15 protein-coding genes and 1 tRNA gene are annotated in these 14,146 nt (G+C 69.9%); 9 read left to right on the top strand and 7 right to left on the bottom strand.

The annotated features are described in order from the left end of the window. Position 1: 1 nt before the first annotated feature. On the top strand, positions 2-1,093 hold the full coding sequence (gene queG / locus F0415_RS02675; protein WP_149859953.1) for a tRNA epoxyqueuosine(34) reductase QueG: 1,092 nt from the start codon (positions 2-4) through the stop codon (positions 1,091-1,093). Between the two features lie 75 nt (positions 1,094-1,168). On the opposite strand, the gene pgi is transcribed toward queG, so the two are convergent. The 5 genes from pgi to pcnB are packed head-to-tail and all read right to left on the bottom strand — an operon-like array spanning position 1,169 to position 6,241. Then, a complete protein-coding gene (gene pgi / locus F0415_RS02680) occupies positions 1,169-2,692 on the bottom strand; it encodes a glucose-6-phosphate isomerase (protein WP_149859665.1) in 1,524 nt (507 codons plus the stop codon). 1 nt (position 2,693) lies between these two features. Next, positions 2,694-3,545: a pantoate--beta-alanine ligase gene (gene panC / locus F0415_RS02685; RefSeq protein WP_149859666.1), complete on the bottom strand. Its 852-nt coding sequence runs from the start codon at positions 3,543-3,545 to the stop codon at positions 2,694-2,696. Beyond that, positions 3,542-4,369, bottom strand: coding sequence for a 3-methyl-2-oxobutanoate hydroxymethyltransferase (panB, locus tag F0415_RS02690; RefSeq protein ID WP_149859667.1), 828 nt, complete (start codon positions 4,367-4,369; stop codon positions 3,542-3,544). The genes panC and panB overlap by 4 nt, the downstream gene beginning before the upstream one ends. Positions 4,370-4,391: 22 nt before the next feature. After that, positions 4,392-4,892, bottom strand: coding sequence for a 2-amino-4-hydroxy-6-hydroxymethyldihydropteridine diphosphokinase (folK, locus tag F0415_RS02695; RefSeq protein WP_149859668.1), 501 nt, complete (start codon positions 4,890-4,892; stop codon positions 4,392-4,394). Continuing rightward, complete coding sequence (pcnB, locus tag F0415_RS02700) at positions 4,889-6,241, bottom strand: polynucleotide adenylyltransferase PcnB (RefSeq protein WP_149859669.1); 1,353 nt, start codon at positions 6,239-6,241, stop codon at positions 4,889-4,891. Before pcnB ends, folK begins: the two co-directional genes overlap by 4 nt. Positions 6,242-6,352: 111 nt before the next feature. Here pcnB and F0415_RS02705 point away from each other — a divergent pair. Beyond that, positions 6,353-6,428, top strand: a tRNA-Glu gene (locus tag F0415_RS02705). 168 nt (positions 6,429-6,596) lie between these two features. Next, positions 6,597-6,920: a ferredoxin FdxA gene (gene fdxA / locus F0415_RS02710; RefSeq protein ID WP_149859670.1), complete on the top strand. Its 324-nt coding sequence runs from the start codon at positions 6,597-6,599 to the stop codon at positions 6,918-6,920. 104 nt (positions 6,921-7,024) lie between these two features. Here the strand turns inward: fdxA and F0415_RS02715 are convergent, their stop codons facing one another. Both F0415_RS02715 and dapA read right to left on the bottom strand, forming a co-directional pair. Continuing rightward, positions 7,025-7,573 (bottom strand): hypothetical protein, encoded by a 549-nt coding sequence (locus F0415_RS02715; RefSeq protein ID WP_149859671.1) that lies wholly within the window; start codon positions 7,571-7,573, stop codon positions 7,025-7,027. A 52-nt stretch (positions 7,574-7,625) separates the two neighbouring features. After that, positions 7,626-8,516 (bottom strand): 4-hydroxy-tetrahydrodipicolinate synthase, encoded by an 891-nt coding sequence (gene dapA, locus F0415_RS02720; protein ID WP_149859672.1) that lies wholly within the window; start codon positions 8,514-8,516, stop codon positions 7,626-7,628. 113 nt (positions 8,517-8,629) lie between these two features. Between dapA and F0415_RS02725 the strand changes: the two genes are divergently transcribed. The 6 genes from F0415_RS02725 to F0415_RS02750 all read left to right on the top strand — a co-directional run bounded on the left by F0415_RS02725 (position 8,630) and on the right by F0415_RS02750 (position 14,103). After that, on the top strand, positions 8,630-9,190 hold the full coding sequence (locus F0415_RS02725) for a glycine cleavage system transcriptional repressor (RefSeq protein WP_149859673.1): 561 nt from the start codon (positions 8,630-8,632) through the stop codon (positions 9,188-9,190). Between the two features lie 8 nt (positions 9,191-9,198). Continuing rightward, entirely contained in the window at positions 9,199-9,681 is a 483-nt protein-coding gene (locus tag F0415_RS02730) for a peroxiredoxin (RefSeq protein ID WP_149859674.1), read from the top strand. A gap of 91 nt (positions 9,682-9,772) precedes the next feature. Further along, a complete protein-coding gene (locus tag F0415_RS02735; RefSeq protein ID WP_149859675.1) occupies positions 9,773-11,170 on the top strand; it encodes a PhoH family protein in 1,398 nt (465 codons plus the stop codon). Between the two features lie 8 nt (positions 11,171-11,178). Then, positions 11,179-11,991: a bifunctional hydroxymethylpyrimidine kinase/phosphomethylpyrimidine kinase gene (gene thiD, locus F0415_RS02740; RefSeq protein ID WP_149859676.1), complete on the top strand. Its 813-nt coding sequence runs from the start codon at positions 11,179-11,181 to the stop codon at positions 11,989-11,991. A gap of 98 nt (positions 11,992-12,089) precedes the next feature. Then, entirely contained in the window at positions 12,090-12,368 is a 279-nt protein-coding gene (locus tag F0415_RS02745; RefSeq protein ID WP_149859677.1) for a helix-turn-helix domain-containing protein, read from the top strand. Between the two features lie 16 nt (positions 12,369-12,384). Further along, entirely contained in the window at positions 12,385-14,103 is a 1,719-nt protein-coding gene (locus F0415_RS02750) for a SulP family inorganic anion transporter (RefSeq protein ID WP_149859678.1), read from the top strand. The last annotated feature ends 43 nt before the right edge of the window (positions 14,104-14,146 follow it).

The following is a 14,146-nucleotide window of genomic DNA, read 5'->3' on the forward strand; positions in this document are numbered from 1 at the left end:
CATGCGCACGCCGGACGACATGCAGGCCCTGGCACGGGCCATCAAGGACTGGGGAAGCGAACTCGGCTTCCAGCAGGTCGGTATCGCCGGCACGAACCTGGACCGGGACGTCGCCCACCTGCGCGACTGGCTGGCCAAGGGTCAGCACGGAACCATGGATTACATGGCGCGCCATGGCGACAAGCGCGAGCAGCCGGACCGGCTGGTCCCAGGCACCCTGCGCGTGATCTCGGTACGCATGGACTACGGCAGCGGCGGCGACGATGAGGCCTGGGCGGCGCTGGCCGACGGAAACCGCGCCTACGTGGCCCGCTACGCGCTGGGACGAGACTACCACAAGGTCCTGCGCAAGCGCCTGCAACGGCTCGCCGACCGGATCGCCGCCGAGGCCGGGCCATTCGGCTACCGGGTGTTCGTGGATTCGGCGCCGGTGCTGGAGCGGGCCCTTGCCCGGGACGCCGGCCTGGGCTGGATCGGCAAGCACAGTTGCCTGATCAACCGGCACGGGGGCAGTTGGTTCTTCCTGGGCGAGCTTTTCACCGATCTGCCCTTGCCGGTGGACGAGCCGGCCAGTGCCCATTGCGGCACCTGCCGCCGCTGCATCGACATCTGCCCGACCGGCGCCATCGTCGCGCCCTATCGGGTGGACGCGCGCCGCTGCATCAGCTACCTGACCATCGAGCTGCGCGGCGCCATTCCCGAACAGTTGCGGCCGCTGATCGGCAATCGGGTGTTCGGCTGCGACGATTGCCAGTTGATCTGCCCATGGAACAAGTTCGCCGTGCGCAGCCCGGAGCCCGACTTCCGGGTGCGCCACGGCCTGGACAGGGCCGGCCTGGTCGAGCTTTTCGGCTGGAGCGAGCAGGAGTTCCTGCAACGCACCGAGGGTTCGGCGATCCGGCGCACGGGTTACGAAGGCTGGTTGCGCAACCTGGCGGTGGCACTGGGCAACGCCCCCACCTCGCCGGAAGTGCTGTCCGCCCTCGCCTCACGCCGCGACCACCCCAGCGAACTGGTCCGCGAGCACGTCGCCTGGGCCCTTTCCCGCCATCACGGGGCGCGGAAGGCCGCGGAAGTGGACGAGCGCGGATGAAGTTCCGCCCCGCCCCTTCCCCGGCAGGAGTCTTTCGCCGATGCCCTGCCGCACGGACCTGCGGCAGGGTCGCGGCTAGGCCCGGCCCGGCCAGCGCCTGCGGATCTCGGCGACGAGGTCGCGGGTAACCGGATCCTGCGCTTCGCCTTCGCCGGCCAGCGGGGATTCCAGTTCCCCGGCGATGCGCTTGCCCAGCTCCACGCCCCACTGGTCGAAGGCGTTGATGCCCCACAGGCAGGCCTGGACGTAGACGCTGTGCTCGTGCAGCGCCAAAAGAGCGCCCAGCGATTCCGGCGTCAGCGCGTCCAGCAACAGCAGGGTGCTCGGGCGCCCGCCCGGGTGGCGGCGGTGTGCCTCGCCCGGGTCGGCGCCGTTGGCCAGAGCCTCGGCCTGGGCCAGCAGGTTGGCGAGAAGGGCGCGATGGCTGTCGGCGTACGGGTGCATCGGTCGCGCCACCCCGACGAACTCGGCCGGCACGATCTCGGTGCCCTGGTGCAGGGCCTGGAAGAAGCTGTGCTGGACGTCGGTGCCGGTGCCGCCCCAGATCACCGGCGAGGTGGCCACCGGCACCGCGGCGCCGTCCGTGCGCACCGACTTGCCCAGGCTTTCCATCACCAGCTGCTGCAGGTACGCGGGCAACAGGGCCAGCCGCTGGTCGTAGGGGAGCACCGCCAGGGTGGGAAAACCCAGGGCGTTGCGGTTCCAGACCGCCGTCAGGCCATGCCAGGCCGCGAGGTTGCGCTGCACCGGCGTCTCGCGCACGTGTCTGTCCATGTCGGCGGCGCCGGCCAGCAGGCGGGTGAAACCGCCCTCGCCCAGCGCCAGCCGGATCGAGAAACCGACGGCCGACCAAAGCGAATAGCGCCCGCCCACCCAGTCCCACATCGGCAGCACCCGCTCCGGCGCGATGCCGAAGTCCCGGGCGCCGGCGGTGTTGGCGCTGACCGCGTAAAGACGCTCGGACCCGCCCAGCCAGTCGCGCAGGATGGCGCCGTTGAGCAGCGTCTCCCGGGTGGCAAAACTCTTTGAGACCAGGATGCCGGCGGTCCGGGCCGGATCCAGCCGCGGCAGCAGCCGGCCCGCAGCGCTGCCGTCCACGTTGGAGAGGAAGTGGATGCGGAAACGGCCGGCGTCGAACTCCCGCAGCGCATCCACGACCAGACGCGGGCCCAGATCGCTGCCGCCGATGCCCACGTGCACGATGTCGGTGACCGGGCTGTCGGCGAGCGCGCCGTGCAGCGCGGCCATGCGCTCGCCGGCCTGCGTTGCCAGGGCCGTGGCCGCAGCGGCGGCCGGACCGCGGCCGGCGCCGGCGCGCAGGGCCATGTGCAAGGCCGGCCGGCTTTCGCTCGGATTGACCACTTCGCCGTCGAACAGCGATCGCAGCGCGTCGCCGAGGCCGGCCTCCGCCGCCATCGCCAGCAGCATCGACCAGGCCTCCCCGTCGATGTGCTGACGGGCGAAGCAGGCGTGGACGGGACCCACGGCCAGGGACATTGCCCTTGTCCGTCCCTGCACTGCCGTCAGCGTTTTCAGGGCCTGTCCACGCAGCCGTTCGGCGTGACGGCGAATCTCATTCCAGTGCTGGTCGCCAAACATCTCAGGGAGTGTCGAACTCTAGGTTGTCGATCAGGCGGGTACGGCCCAGGCGGGCGGCGACCAGGGCCAGCAGGCCGGGCTCGTCGGCCGTGCGCGGCCGGGACAGGTCGGCGCGGCGGATTTCGCTGTAGTCCACCTCGAAGCCGGCCGCCTCCAGCCGCTCCCGCGCCTCGTCCTCGATGCCGGCCAGCGGCAAACCCTGCCTGGCCGCCTCGCGCATGAAGCACAGGGTCTCGTAGATGCGCACCGCGGTACGACGCTGCTCGCCCTCGAGATACTGGTTGCGCGAGCTCATCGCCAGACCGTCGGCTTCGCGCAGGGTCGGCGCCGGCACGATCTCGATGGGGAAGCTCAGCTCGCGGGTCATGTAACGGATCACCTGCAGCTGCTGGTAATCCTTGCGTCCGAACACCGCCAGATCCGGCTGCACCATGTTGAACAGCCGGGCCACCACCGTCGCCACGCCGTTGAAATGGCCCGGGCGGTGCGCGCCGCACAGGATGTCGGTGATGCCGGGTACGTGCATCTGTACACAGCCGATGGTGCCGAAGGGATACATCTGATCCACCGTCGGCAGGAAGGCCAGGTCGCAGCCCTGCGCCTGCAATCCCTCGATGTCGCGCTCCGGCGTACGCGGATAACGGGCGTAATCCTCGTTCGGCCCGAACTGGGTCGGATTGACGAAGATGCTCGCCACCACCTTGTCGGCATGCTGGCGCGCCAGTTGCACCAGGGCATGGTGGCCGGCGTGCAGATTGCCCATGGTCGGCACGAAGCCGATGCGCGCTCCCTCTTCCCGCCACTGCCGTACCTGCGCGCGCAGGCCGGCGACGGTTTCGTGCACCTTGATCATTCGTAACCGTGCTCCGGCCCGGGAAAGCCGCCGCCACGGACCGCCTCGGCGTAAGCCGTGAAGGCGCCGAGCACCGACCCGCCCTCGGCCAGGAAGTCCTTGACGAAACGCGGCCGGCGGTGGCCGCTGTCCAGACCGAGCATGTCGTGCATCACCAGGACCTGGCCATCGCAACCGGGGCCGGCGCCGATGCCGATGGTCGGAATGTCCAGTTCGGCGGTGATGCGCGATGCCAGCGCCGAAGGCACGCATTCCAGCACCAGCAGGTCGGCGCCCGCCCGCGCCACCGCGTGGGCGTCCGCCAGCAGCCGCTGCGCCGCGGCCTCTTCCCGGCCCTGTACCTTGTAGCCGCCCAGGCGAAGCACCGACTGCGGGGTCAGGCCGAGGTGGGCGCAGACCGGAATCTCGCGCTCGTGCAGGAAGCGGATCACGTCCAGCTTCGGTCCGGCCCCCTCCAGCTTCACCATCGCGGCGCCCGCCTGCAGGAAACGGGTCGAGGCATCGAGCGCGCGCTCCGGGGTCGCGTCCGCCTGGAAAGGCAGGTCGGCAACCAGCAGGGCGGTGGCCAGCCCCCGCGCCACACAGGCGACGTGGTAACGGATATCGTCCACGCTCACCGCCAGGGTGCTGGCGTGGCCCTGGCACACCATGCCGAGGGAGTCACCGACCAGCACCAGGTCGATGCCGGCGATTTCCATGCTGCGGGCAAAACTGGCGTCGTAGCAGGTCAGCGAAACGATGCGTCGGCCTTCGGCCTTCATCCGGCGCAGCGACGGCACGGTGATCGGCGGCCGGTCATGGGCCTTGGTGGGATTGGCGTACATGGCGTTTCCCGGGCGGGGGCCCCTAAGGTATCGCTTCGATACCGCCCGCATCCACCGCCGCCAGCAGATCGGCGACCCTGCCGCGTCCGGGAATCACCAGATCGGGGGCTATCTCGGCCAGGGGAACCAGCACGAAGGCGCGCTCGTGCAGACGCGGATGCGGCAGGCTCAGACCGGGCAGCTCGACGGGCCGGTCGCCCTGCATCAGCAGGTCCAGATCCAGGGTGCGCGGCCCCCAACGTCGCTCGGCGCTCCTGTCCCGACCGAACCGTCGTTCGATATCCAGCAGGTGTGCCAGCAGCGCCGCCGGCGGCAACCGGGTCCGCAGCTCGACCGCGGCATTGAGGAAGGAGGGCTGTCCCGGATCGCCCCAGGGCGGCGTGCGGTAAACGGACGAGCGCCGGAGGACGCCGGTCATCGGCAGCGCGTCCATGGCTCGCACGGCCTCGGCGAAGGTGGTGCCGACGTCGCCGACGTTGCCGCCCAGCGCCACCCAGGCCTGCTCCGGCGCCGCGGCGTTCACGCCTCGCCGCCCTCGTCCTCCAGCGCACCCTCGCCGGCGCGAGGCTTGCGGCGCCGACCCCGGCGTCGGCGCCCGGAGCCTTCCCCGCCGCCGGCCGCCGGTGCCAGCCGCTCGGCAAGCTGCTCCGGCGCCTGGCTCTGGGCATCGCGCCAAAACGCCAGGTCTTCCGCGAGTTCCGGCGCCGCCGAGGCGCGCAGCTCGAGAAAGTCGAAGGCGGCCCGGAACCGCGGGTGCGCCAGCAGGCGGAACACCCGCTTCCGGGTCCGTTGCTGGAAACGCGGCTGCAGCAGCCATATCTCCTGCATCGGCAGCGAGAAGCGGCGCGGCAAGGCGATGCGTTGCGCCTGATGCAGGGTGACCCGGTCGGCGGCGCGTTGCTGGGCGGCCAGGGGATCGACGCCCTGCTTCTGCAGCACTGCCAGTTCGCGGCAATAGGCCGGCCACAACAGCGCGGCGAACAGGAAGGCCGGCGTCACCGGCTTGTCCTCGCGCACCCGCCGATCGGTGTTGCGCAAGGCCTGCAGCACCATCGTCCGCAAGGCGCCGCTGCGATTGGTGGCGATGGCCCGGGCCGATTCGGGAAACAGCGCGGGCAGCAACCGCAACTGTTCCAGCAAGAGGAAACTCTTTTCGGCGTGCCCGGCCATGAACATCTTCAGGCACTCGTCGAACAGCCTGGCCGGCGGCGCGCCGGCCAGCAGGTGAGATAGCTCCGGAATGGGCGCGGCGGCATCGTCGGCTATGCGGAAATCCAGCTTGGCGGCCAGTCGCGCCGCCCGCAGCATGCGCACCGGATCCTCGCGGTAACGCTGCACCGGATCGCCGATCAGGCGCAGCACGCGTTCGCGGACGTCGCGGAACCCGCCCACGTAGTCGCGCACTGAAAAATCCTCGATGGCGTAGTAGAGCGCGTTGGCGGTGAAATCGCGCCGGACCGCGTCTTCCTCGATAGTGCCGTAGACATTGTCGCGCAGCAGACGGCCGCCATCGTCGGTCTCGCGATCGTCGTCGTCGGCGGCGCTGTTGGCGCGGAAAGTGGCCACCTCGATGATCTCCCGGCCGAACACCACGTGCGCCAGGCGAAAGCGCCTGCCGATCAGCCGGCAGTTGCGGAACAGGCCACGAATCTGCTCGGGCGTGGCGTCGGTGGCGACGTCGAAGTCCTTGGGATGCCCGCCGATGAGCAGGTCGCGCACGGCGCCGCCGACCAGGCATGCCTGGAAGCCGGCATCGCGCAGGCGGTACAGCACGCGCAGGGCATTGGGGCTGATGTCCTTGCGCGAGATGCCGTGCTCGGCGCGCGGCACCAGCAGCGGCTGGGCGGGAGTGGGCGTGGGGGTATCCGTCATGGGTTCGGGCGGCGCGTGGTCCTTGCGCGGCGTGGCCGGGGCGTGTCGAGGACTTCCCGGCCCAAGGAAAGCCCGTTATACTACCGCCCGCTTCATGGCTCCGCCATCGCTGCTCCCTTCGTCTAGTGGTCCAGGACACCGCCCTCTCAAGGCGGGAACACGAGTTCGAACCTCGTAGGGAGCGCCACCCTGTTCCGGAAACCCGGCCCGCGCCGGGTTTCCTTCGTTTTGTGTTGTGCCCGCGTTTCAGGGCCACCGCCGGGCGCAGCACTGGTCACGCCCCCGGACTCCAGGCTGGGCGTCACGCCGGCGCGCCGGCTAGAATCGCCGGGTTCGAGCCACCGGAAACACGGCCATGCCCTTCGTCGTCACCGAAAACTGCATCCGCTGCAAGTACACCGACTGCGTGGAGGTCTGCCCGGTGGACTGTTTCCACGAAGGGCCGAACTTCCTGGTGATCGACCCGGACGAATGCATCGACTGCACGCTGTGCGAGCCGGAATGCCCGGCCAAGGCCATCTATCCGGAAGACGACGTGCCAGCCGGCCAGGAAGGCTTCATCGCCCTCAACGCCGAACTGTCCAGGACCTGGCCGGTCATCACGACCCGCAAGGAGCCGCCGGCGGATGCCGCCGACTGGGACGGCAAGCCGGGCAAGCTGCAGTTTCTGGAGCGCTGAGCGCGGGCGAGGCGTCCGAACGGGTTTCGCGGGTTTCGCGCCCGCACCCGACCCGGCCGCCGGAACCCGAACGCCGCCGCAGGCAACCGGCGAGTCGCCGGGGGTCAGCCGAGACGGGCTTTCAGCAGGCCCAGCAAGCGGGCCGCGGCGCCGCCGCTCAGCGGACGCCCGTCAGCGCCGAGTGCGACCACGCGCACGGCCTCGCCGACCTGTTCCGCACGCACCAGGAAGGCCTGGCCCTGGTAACGCACGCTGTAACTGTTGAGCAGCTGCGCGCGCTCGTCCACGGTCACGCCTTCGATCTTGCCCAAGGCCAGGCCGATGCGCCGCCAGGCGCTGGCCAGCGAGTCTTCGAGCGTGAACGAGTCCATCGCCGGAACGGTGGCGGCCGCACCGGGACCGCCCGGCACCGGCCCTTCGACCGGCGCGCTCGCACGGGGGCTGGCCGACACTTCCGGAATCGCCACGCCGCCGGCGGTGGACGGCGTGTCAAGACCCGGCGGCACCTCCAGCGGCCGATTCTGCACGCTGCGCTGGTAGGCGTTCTCGGTACCGAACTTGCTGCGCAGCCAGCTGCAACCGCTGGTGCCGACCAGGGCGGCGGCGAGGACGGCCGAGAGGGCGGCGCGGGCGAGGGAGCGGGTCGGGGTCATTCGCGGGTCTCCAGGGGGCCGGGCCGAGGGGCACGGCGATCGGTCGGTAAGCTTACGCCAGTTCGGCTTCCAGCTGCGCACAGGCTTCGGCCATGGCCCGGGCCTGCTCCCGGTACGCGGCCGACAGCGGCAGCAGCGGCAAGCGCAGGCCGTGGCCGATGCCCTGCAGGGCCAGAAGCGCCTTCACCGGGATGGGATTGGGTTCGACGCCGAGGAAGTCGTAGAGCCCGCGCAGACGCGCATCCAGGGCCCACGCCTCCTCCGCCCTGCCCTCCGCGGCCAGCGTGCACAGAACGGCGAAGGCACGCGGTACCACGTTCGAGGCCACCGAGATGACCCCCCGGGCGCCGCCCAGCACGGCCCGCACGAAGGTCGGGTCGTCGCCGCTTAGCAGGCTGAAGTCGGAGCCGGCCAGCGGATAGAGCGCGTTCCAGCGCTGCTCGTCGCCACGCGCTTCCTTCAGGGCAATGATGTTCGGATGCCGACACAGGCGCGCCACCGTCTCCGGCTGCATGTCGCAGCCGGTGCGGCCGGGCACGTTGTACAGCACCACCGGCAGGCCGCCCTGATCGGCCACCGCGGTGTAGTGGGCCACCAGCCCTTCCTGGGTGGGCCGCACATACGGTGGCGTCACCACCAGCGCGGCATCGGCGCCGAGGTCGCGAGCCAGGCGAGTGCGGGCGATGGTGGCGGCGGTGGCGGACTGGCCGGTACCGGCCAGGACCGGGATGCGGCCACCGAGCCTGGCGACGGCTGCACGCAGGAGCTGGCCGTATTCCTCTTCGGACAGGGCGGCAGCCTCGCCGGTCGAGCCGGCCACGACGACCGCGGCGGTGCCGGCCTCCACTTGCATGGCGAGCAGCCGCGCCCAGGCGTCCATGTCGAGCCGGCCGTCGGGCGCGAACGGACTGGCCAGCGCGGTGATGCTGCCGGAAAGATGCAAGGAAGTCGGCCTCTCGTGGTTGCCGGCGATGTTACTTGCGGCCGGAAAGCGCCGGCAAGTATGCTGGCCGGGTATTTCGAGCGCCGCTTTCCGGCGCTGCCAGGACCACTGCATTGAGCTCTCCCGCCGCGCGCCCGACCGCCAACGAGAACCACCTGCTGATCAGCGCGTACACCACGCATCCGCAGTCGCCCCTGCTGGCGGTCACCCGCCGCATTTCCGACAGCGGCTGCAACCTGCTGGACGCCCGCCTGGCCACGGTCGGCCGCGACGTTTCGGTGACCGCGCTGGCGGTGGGCTCCTGGGACGCGGTGGCCAAGCTCGAGGCCATGCTGTCCCGGCTCGAGCGCGAGGAGGGCTTCAAGCTGGTCTGGTACCGCACCGGCCCCAAGCCGCTGCAATCCAACCTGCTGCCCTACGTGGTGGAAGTGGTCGCGGCCGACAAGCCGGGCATCCTGTTCCAGCTGGCCGACTTCTTCGACCGTCAGGGCATCACCATCGAGAACCTGCACTCCAGCCGCTACCGGGCCATGCAAACCGGAGCGGACATGTTCTCGGCGCAGATCACCATAGGCATTCCGGCCAACATGCACATCGCCGCCTTGCGCGACGATTTCCTCGAGTTCTGCGATCACCTCAACCTCGATGCCATCATGGATCCGATGAAGTTCTGAGGCCCGGCATGCTCGACGTTGGCGACAAGGCACCCGATCTGGAGCTGGCCCTGGGCAACGGCGCGACCGCCCGCCTGTCCGACTATCGCGGCAGGTGGCTGGTGCTGTACTTCTATCCGAAGGACAACACGCCCGGATGCACCGCCGAAGGGCTGGATTTCAATGCCCTGCTGACCAGGATCCGTCGTGCCGGCGGCGACGTGCTGGGGGTCTCGCGCGATTCGGTGAAGTCGCACGCGAACTTCTGTTCCCGGCAGGGGTTCCGCTTCGACCTGGTCTCCGATCCGGACGAAACGCTGTGCCGGGCCTTCGGGGTGATCAAGGAAAAGAACATGTACGGCCGCAAGGTGCTTGGCATCGAACGCAGCACCTTCCTGCTCGACCCGTCGGGGCGGGTCGCCAGGGCCTGGCGCGGGGTCCGGGTGCCCGGACACGCCGAAGCCGTGCTGGCCGCGCTGCAGCAACTTTCCAAGGCCGCAAGGGCAAAGTGATTCCGATCCAGCACATCCGGCCGCCGGCCCGCAGCGCGGGTACCGGCGGCGCTGCCGTTTCCGGGGCCGGCGCCCCCAGTCAGAGAAACCCATGACCCGAAGCAAGCGCATCTACGTCCTGGACACCAACGTGCTGATGCACGACCCGACCGCGCTGTTCAAGTTCGAGGAGCACGACGTGTTCGTGCCGATGATGGTGCTGGAGGAACTGGACAACGCCAAGAAGGGCCATTCGGAAGCCAGCCGCAATGCCCGTCAGGTCAGTCGCTTCCTCAACGAGATCATCGAGGCGCACGGCGGCGAGCGCCTGGATGGCGGCATCAGGCTGGAACGGCCCAGCGGCCTGCAGTTGCGCGCACCCGATTCCGCCGGCCGTCTGCTGTTCCAGCTCAAGCCGGTGGAGGTGGGCAAGCGTTTCGGCAACGTGCTGCCGGACAACCAGATCCTCGGCGCGATCCTGCAGTTGATCGAGGACCACCCGAAGGTGCCGGTGGTGTTAGTCTCCAAGGACATCAACCTGCGCATCAAGGCTTCGATCTGCGGGGTCAAGGCCGAGGACTACGAGAACGATCGCGCCATCGACGACTTCAACCTGCTGTTCACCGGTGCCAGCGAACTGCCGGCGGATTTCTGGGAGCGGCACGAAGGCAGCCTGCGCAGCTGGACCGACCGGGGCCGTACGTTCTATGAGGTTCGCCGCACCGACGACGACGGCTGGTTTCCCAACCAGTTCCTGTACATGCCTGGCGAGGAAGAGGTCGAGATGAAGGTGGCCCGGCTGGAGGGCGACCGGGCAGTGCTGCAGATCGTCGACGACTTCCGCAACCCGCAGCATCAGGTCTGGGGCATCAATGCCCGCAACCGCGAGCAGAACTTCGCCTTCAACGCCTTGATGGACCCGGAGATCGACTTCGTCACCCTGCTCGGCACCGCCGGCACCGGCAAGACCCTGCTGGCGCTGGCGGCAGGGCTCACGCAAACCATGGACATCCAGCGCTATCGCGAGATCATCATGACCCGCGCCACGGTCAGCGTCGGCGAGGACATCGGTTTCCTGCCCGGCACCGAGGAGGAAAAGATGACGCCCTGGATGGGCGCCCTGACGGACAACCTGGAGGTGCTGACCCACACCGAGGACCATGGCGCCTGGGGCCGCGGCGCCACCAACGAGTTGCTGGCCAGCCGGATCAAGATCCGCTCGATGAACTTCATGCGCGGCCGAACCTTCCTCAACCGCTGGGTGATCGTGGACGAGGCGCAGAACCTCACGCCCAAGCAGATGAAGACCCTGGTCACCCGCGCCGGCCCGGGCACCAAGATCATCTGCATGGGCAATGTCGAACAGATAGACACGCCCTACCTCACCGAAACCACCTCGGGCCTGACCTACGCCGTGGACCGGTTCAAGAACTGGGACCACAGCGCCCACATCACGCTGCGTCGCGGCGAGCGTTCGCGCCTGGCCGACTACGCTTCGGAAGTGCTCTGAGACCGGCGATGGCCAGTTCCGACCCGCGTCCGCTTTGCGCCCTGACCATCGCCGGTTCCGACTCGGGCGGCGGCGCCGGCATCCAGGCCGACCTGAAGACCTTTGCCGCGCACCGGGTGCACGGGCTGTCGGCGCTGGCGGCGCTGACCGCCCAGCACACCCGTGGCGTCACCGCCGTGCACGTACCGCCGACGGCCTTCCTGCGCGCCCAGATCGACGCCTGTTTCGACGACTTCCGTATCGGTGCGGTCAAGCTCGGCATGCTGGCCACGGCCGAGGTCATCCATGCCGTCGCCGACGCGCTGGATGCGCACCGCCCGCCCCGGGTGGTGCTGGATCCGGTGATGGTCGCCACCTCCGGCGCCAAGCTGCTGGCCGACGATGCCCTGGAGGCGCTGCGCGTCCGGCTGCTGCCGCTGGCCGACATCGTCACGCCCAACGTTCCGGAGGCGGAGCTGCTGCTGGGCCGGGGCATCCACGACCAGGCCGGCGCCGAGGCCGCTACCGGGGAATTGCTCCAGGCCGGCGCCCGTGCCGTGCTGCTCAAGGGCGGCCACTTGCCCGGCGACGGCGAGATGGTGGACTGCTTCCGCGACGCCGAACGCATTGCCCGCTTCCGGCATCCGCGCCTGCCGGTGAATGGCCATGGCACCGGCTGCACCCTGGCCTCGGCCATCGCCGCCAACCTGTGCCTGGGCCACGACCTGCCCGACGCCTGCGCGGCTGCCGCCGACTACGTGCACGGCGCGCTGCGCCAGGCCTGCCGACCGGGACGCTCGGAGGTGGCGGTGCTTGACCATTTCTGGCTGCGGGCCGGCTGAGCCCTGTGATGCCTGGTGCATCACAATGAATGGTTCAGGCCTGCATTCCGATAGCCTGTCGTGGAATAATGGCACCCGCCTTACCGGGAGCCCCCAGCATGATCTCCGCCGCCCAGCTTCGCGCCGCCCGTGCCCTGCTCGGCCTGGACCAGCGCCGCCTGGCCGCGCTTGCCGGCGTTTCCGTACCCACGGTGCAGCGCATGGAGGCCAGCCCCGGCCAGGTCAGGGCGACGGTGGAAACGCTGACGCGCATCGTGACCGCGCTGGAGAACGCCGGCGTCGAACTGATCGGCAACGAACAGCCCAGCCACGGGCGCGGACGCGGCGTGCGCCTGAAGGAACCGCCCACGGCCGGCACCGGCCACACCGAAGGCTGAGCCGGAGCCCGGGCCGATGCCGCCCTTGCCCGAGCCGCCCGTATTCCTGCCCAAACTGCTGACCGTTTGGCGAGAGGGTTACGGACTGCGCGATCTGCGCGCCGATGCCGTCGCCGGCCTCACCGTCGCCATCGTCGCCCTGCCCCTTGCCATGGCCCTGGCCATCGCCAGTGGCGCCAAGCCCGAGACCGGCCTGCTAACTGCCATCGTCGCCGGCTTCCTTATCTCGGCCCTGGGCGGTTCACGTTTCCAGATCGGTGGCCCCACCGGCGCCTTCATACCGGTGGTCTATGCCGTCATCGCCAGGCACGGCTTCGACGGACTGGTACTGGCGACGCTGATGGCCGGCGTGATGCTGGTGGCCGCCGGCCTGCTGCGGATCGGCACGCTGATGAAATACGTCCCGCAGCCGCTGGTGACCGGCTTTACCTCGGGCATCGCCGTGATCATCCTGGCCAGCCAGTTCAAGGACCTGCTCGGCCTGCAGGTGGCCGACGTGCCGGCCGACTTCCTGCCCAAGCTCGAGGTGCTCTGGCAGCACCTGGGCGAGTTCAATCCCTGGGCCTTCGGCCTGGCCCTCGGCTGCGTGGCGCTGATCATCGGCCTGCGCCGGCTGTCGCAGACGGCACCGGGTTTCCTGATCGCGGTGGTGGCCGCCTCGGTGCTGGTGGCGGCGGCCGGCATCCCGGTGGACACCATCGGCTCGCGCTTCGGCGGCATCCCGACCTCGCTGCCGGCGCCGCAGTTGCCCTCGCTGGACTGGGCGCGAATGGTGGAACTGCTGCCGGCAGCCTTCACCATCGCCTTCCTGGCCGGCATCGAGTCGCTGCTCTCGGCCGTGGTCGCCGACGGCATGAGCGGCGGCCGGCACCGCTCCAACACCGAACTGGTCGCCCAGGGCCTGGCCAACTCCGCCTCCGCCCTGTTCGGCGGCCTGCCGGCCACCGGCGCCATCGCCCGCACCGCCACCAACATCCGCGCCGGCGCCCGCACGCCGGTGGCGGGCATGCTGCATGCGCTGTTCCTGCTGCTGTTCGTGCTGGCGGGCGCCAGGCTGGCCGCCTGGGTGCCGCTGCCGGCCCTGGCCGGCGTGCTGGTGGTGGTGGCCTGGAACATGAGCGAACACGGCCATTTCCGCCACGTGCTGCGCTCGGCGCCGCGCGGCGACCGCGCCGTGCTGCTGCTGACCTTCCTGCTCACCGTGTTCGTGGACCTGAGCCTGGCCATCCAGGTCGGCATGGTCGTCGCTGCCTTCGTGTTCATGTACCGCATGTCGGAGGCGGTGCAGGTCGGCGCCGGCCTGACCCTGGTGGACGAGGACGAGGACATCGACGCCGAGGCGGCCCGCCGCGCCAGCGAGGACGCCCGCCAGCGCATCGGCCTGCCGCCGGGCGTGGAGGTGTTCCGCATCGCCGGGCCGCTGTTCTTCGGCGCCGCCAACCGCCTGGACAATCTGCTGGACCGGCTTGTACCCAAGCCAAAGGTGTTCATCCTGCGCATGCGCATGGTCCCCATCGTGGACGCCAGCGGCGTGCATGCGCTGGCCAACCTGGCCGAACGCTGCCGTCGGCAGGGTATCGTCCTGATCCTCTCCGGCCTGCAGGAGCAGCCGCACGAGGTGCTGAGGCGGATGGGCCTGCAGCCGTGCGAAGGCGCGCTGTACCTGGCCGCCGACTTCGACGAGGCACGTCGCCTGGCGGAACGGCTGCTCACCATGCCGGCGCCCGACGCCTAGGCCTGGCCGGCAGCGGAGACGGGCATCACCGCTGTCGCTGCGG

It is taken from the genome of Arenimonas fontis, assembly GCF_008386465.1.
GTDB classification, from domain to species: domain Bacteria; phylum Pseudomonadota; class Gammaproteobacteria; order Xanthomonadales; family Xanthomonadaceae; genus Arenimonas; species Arenimonas fontis.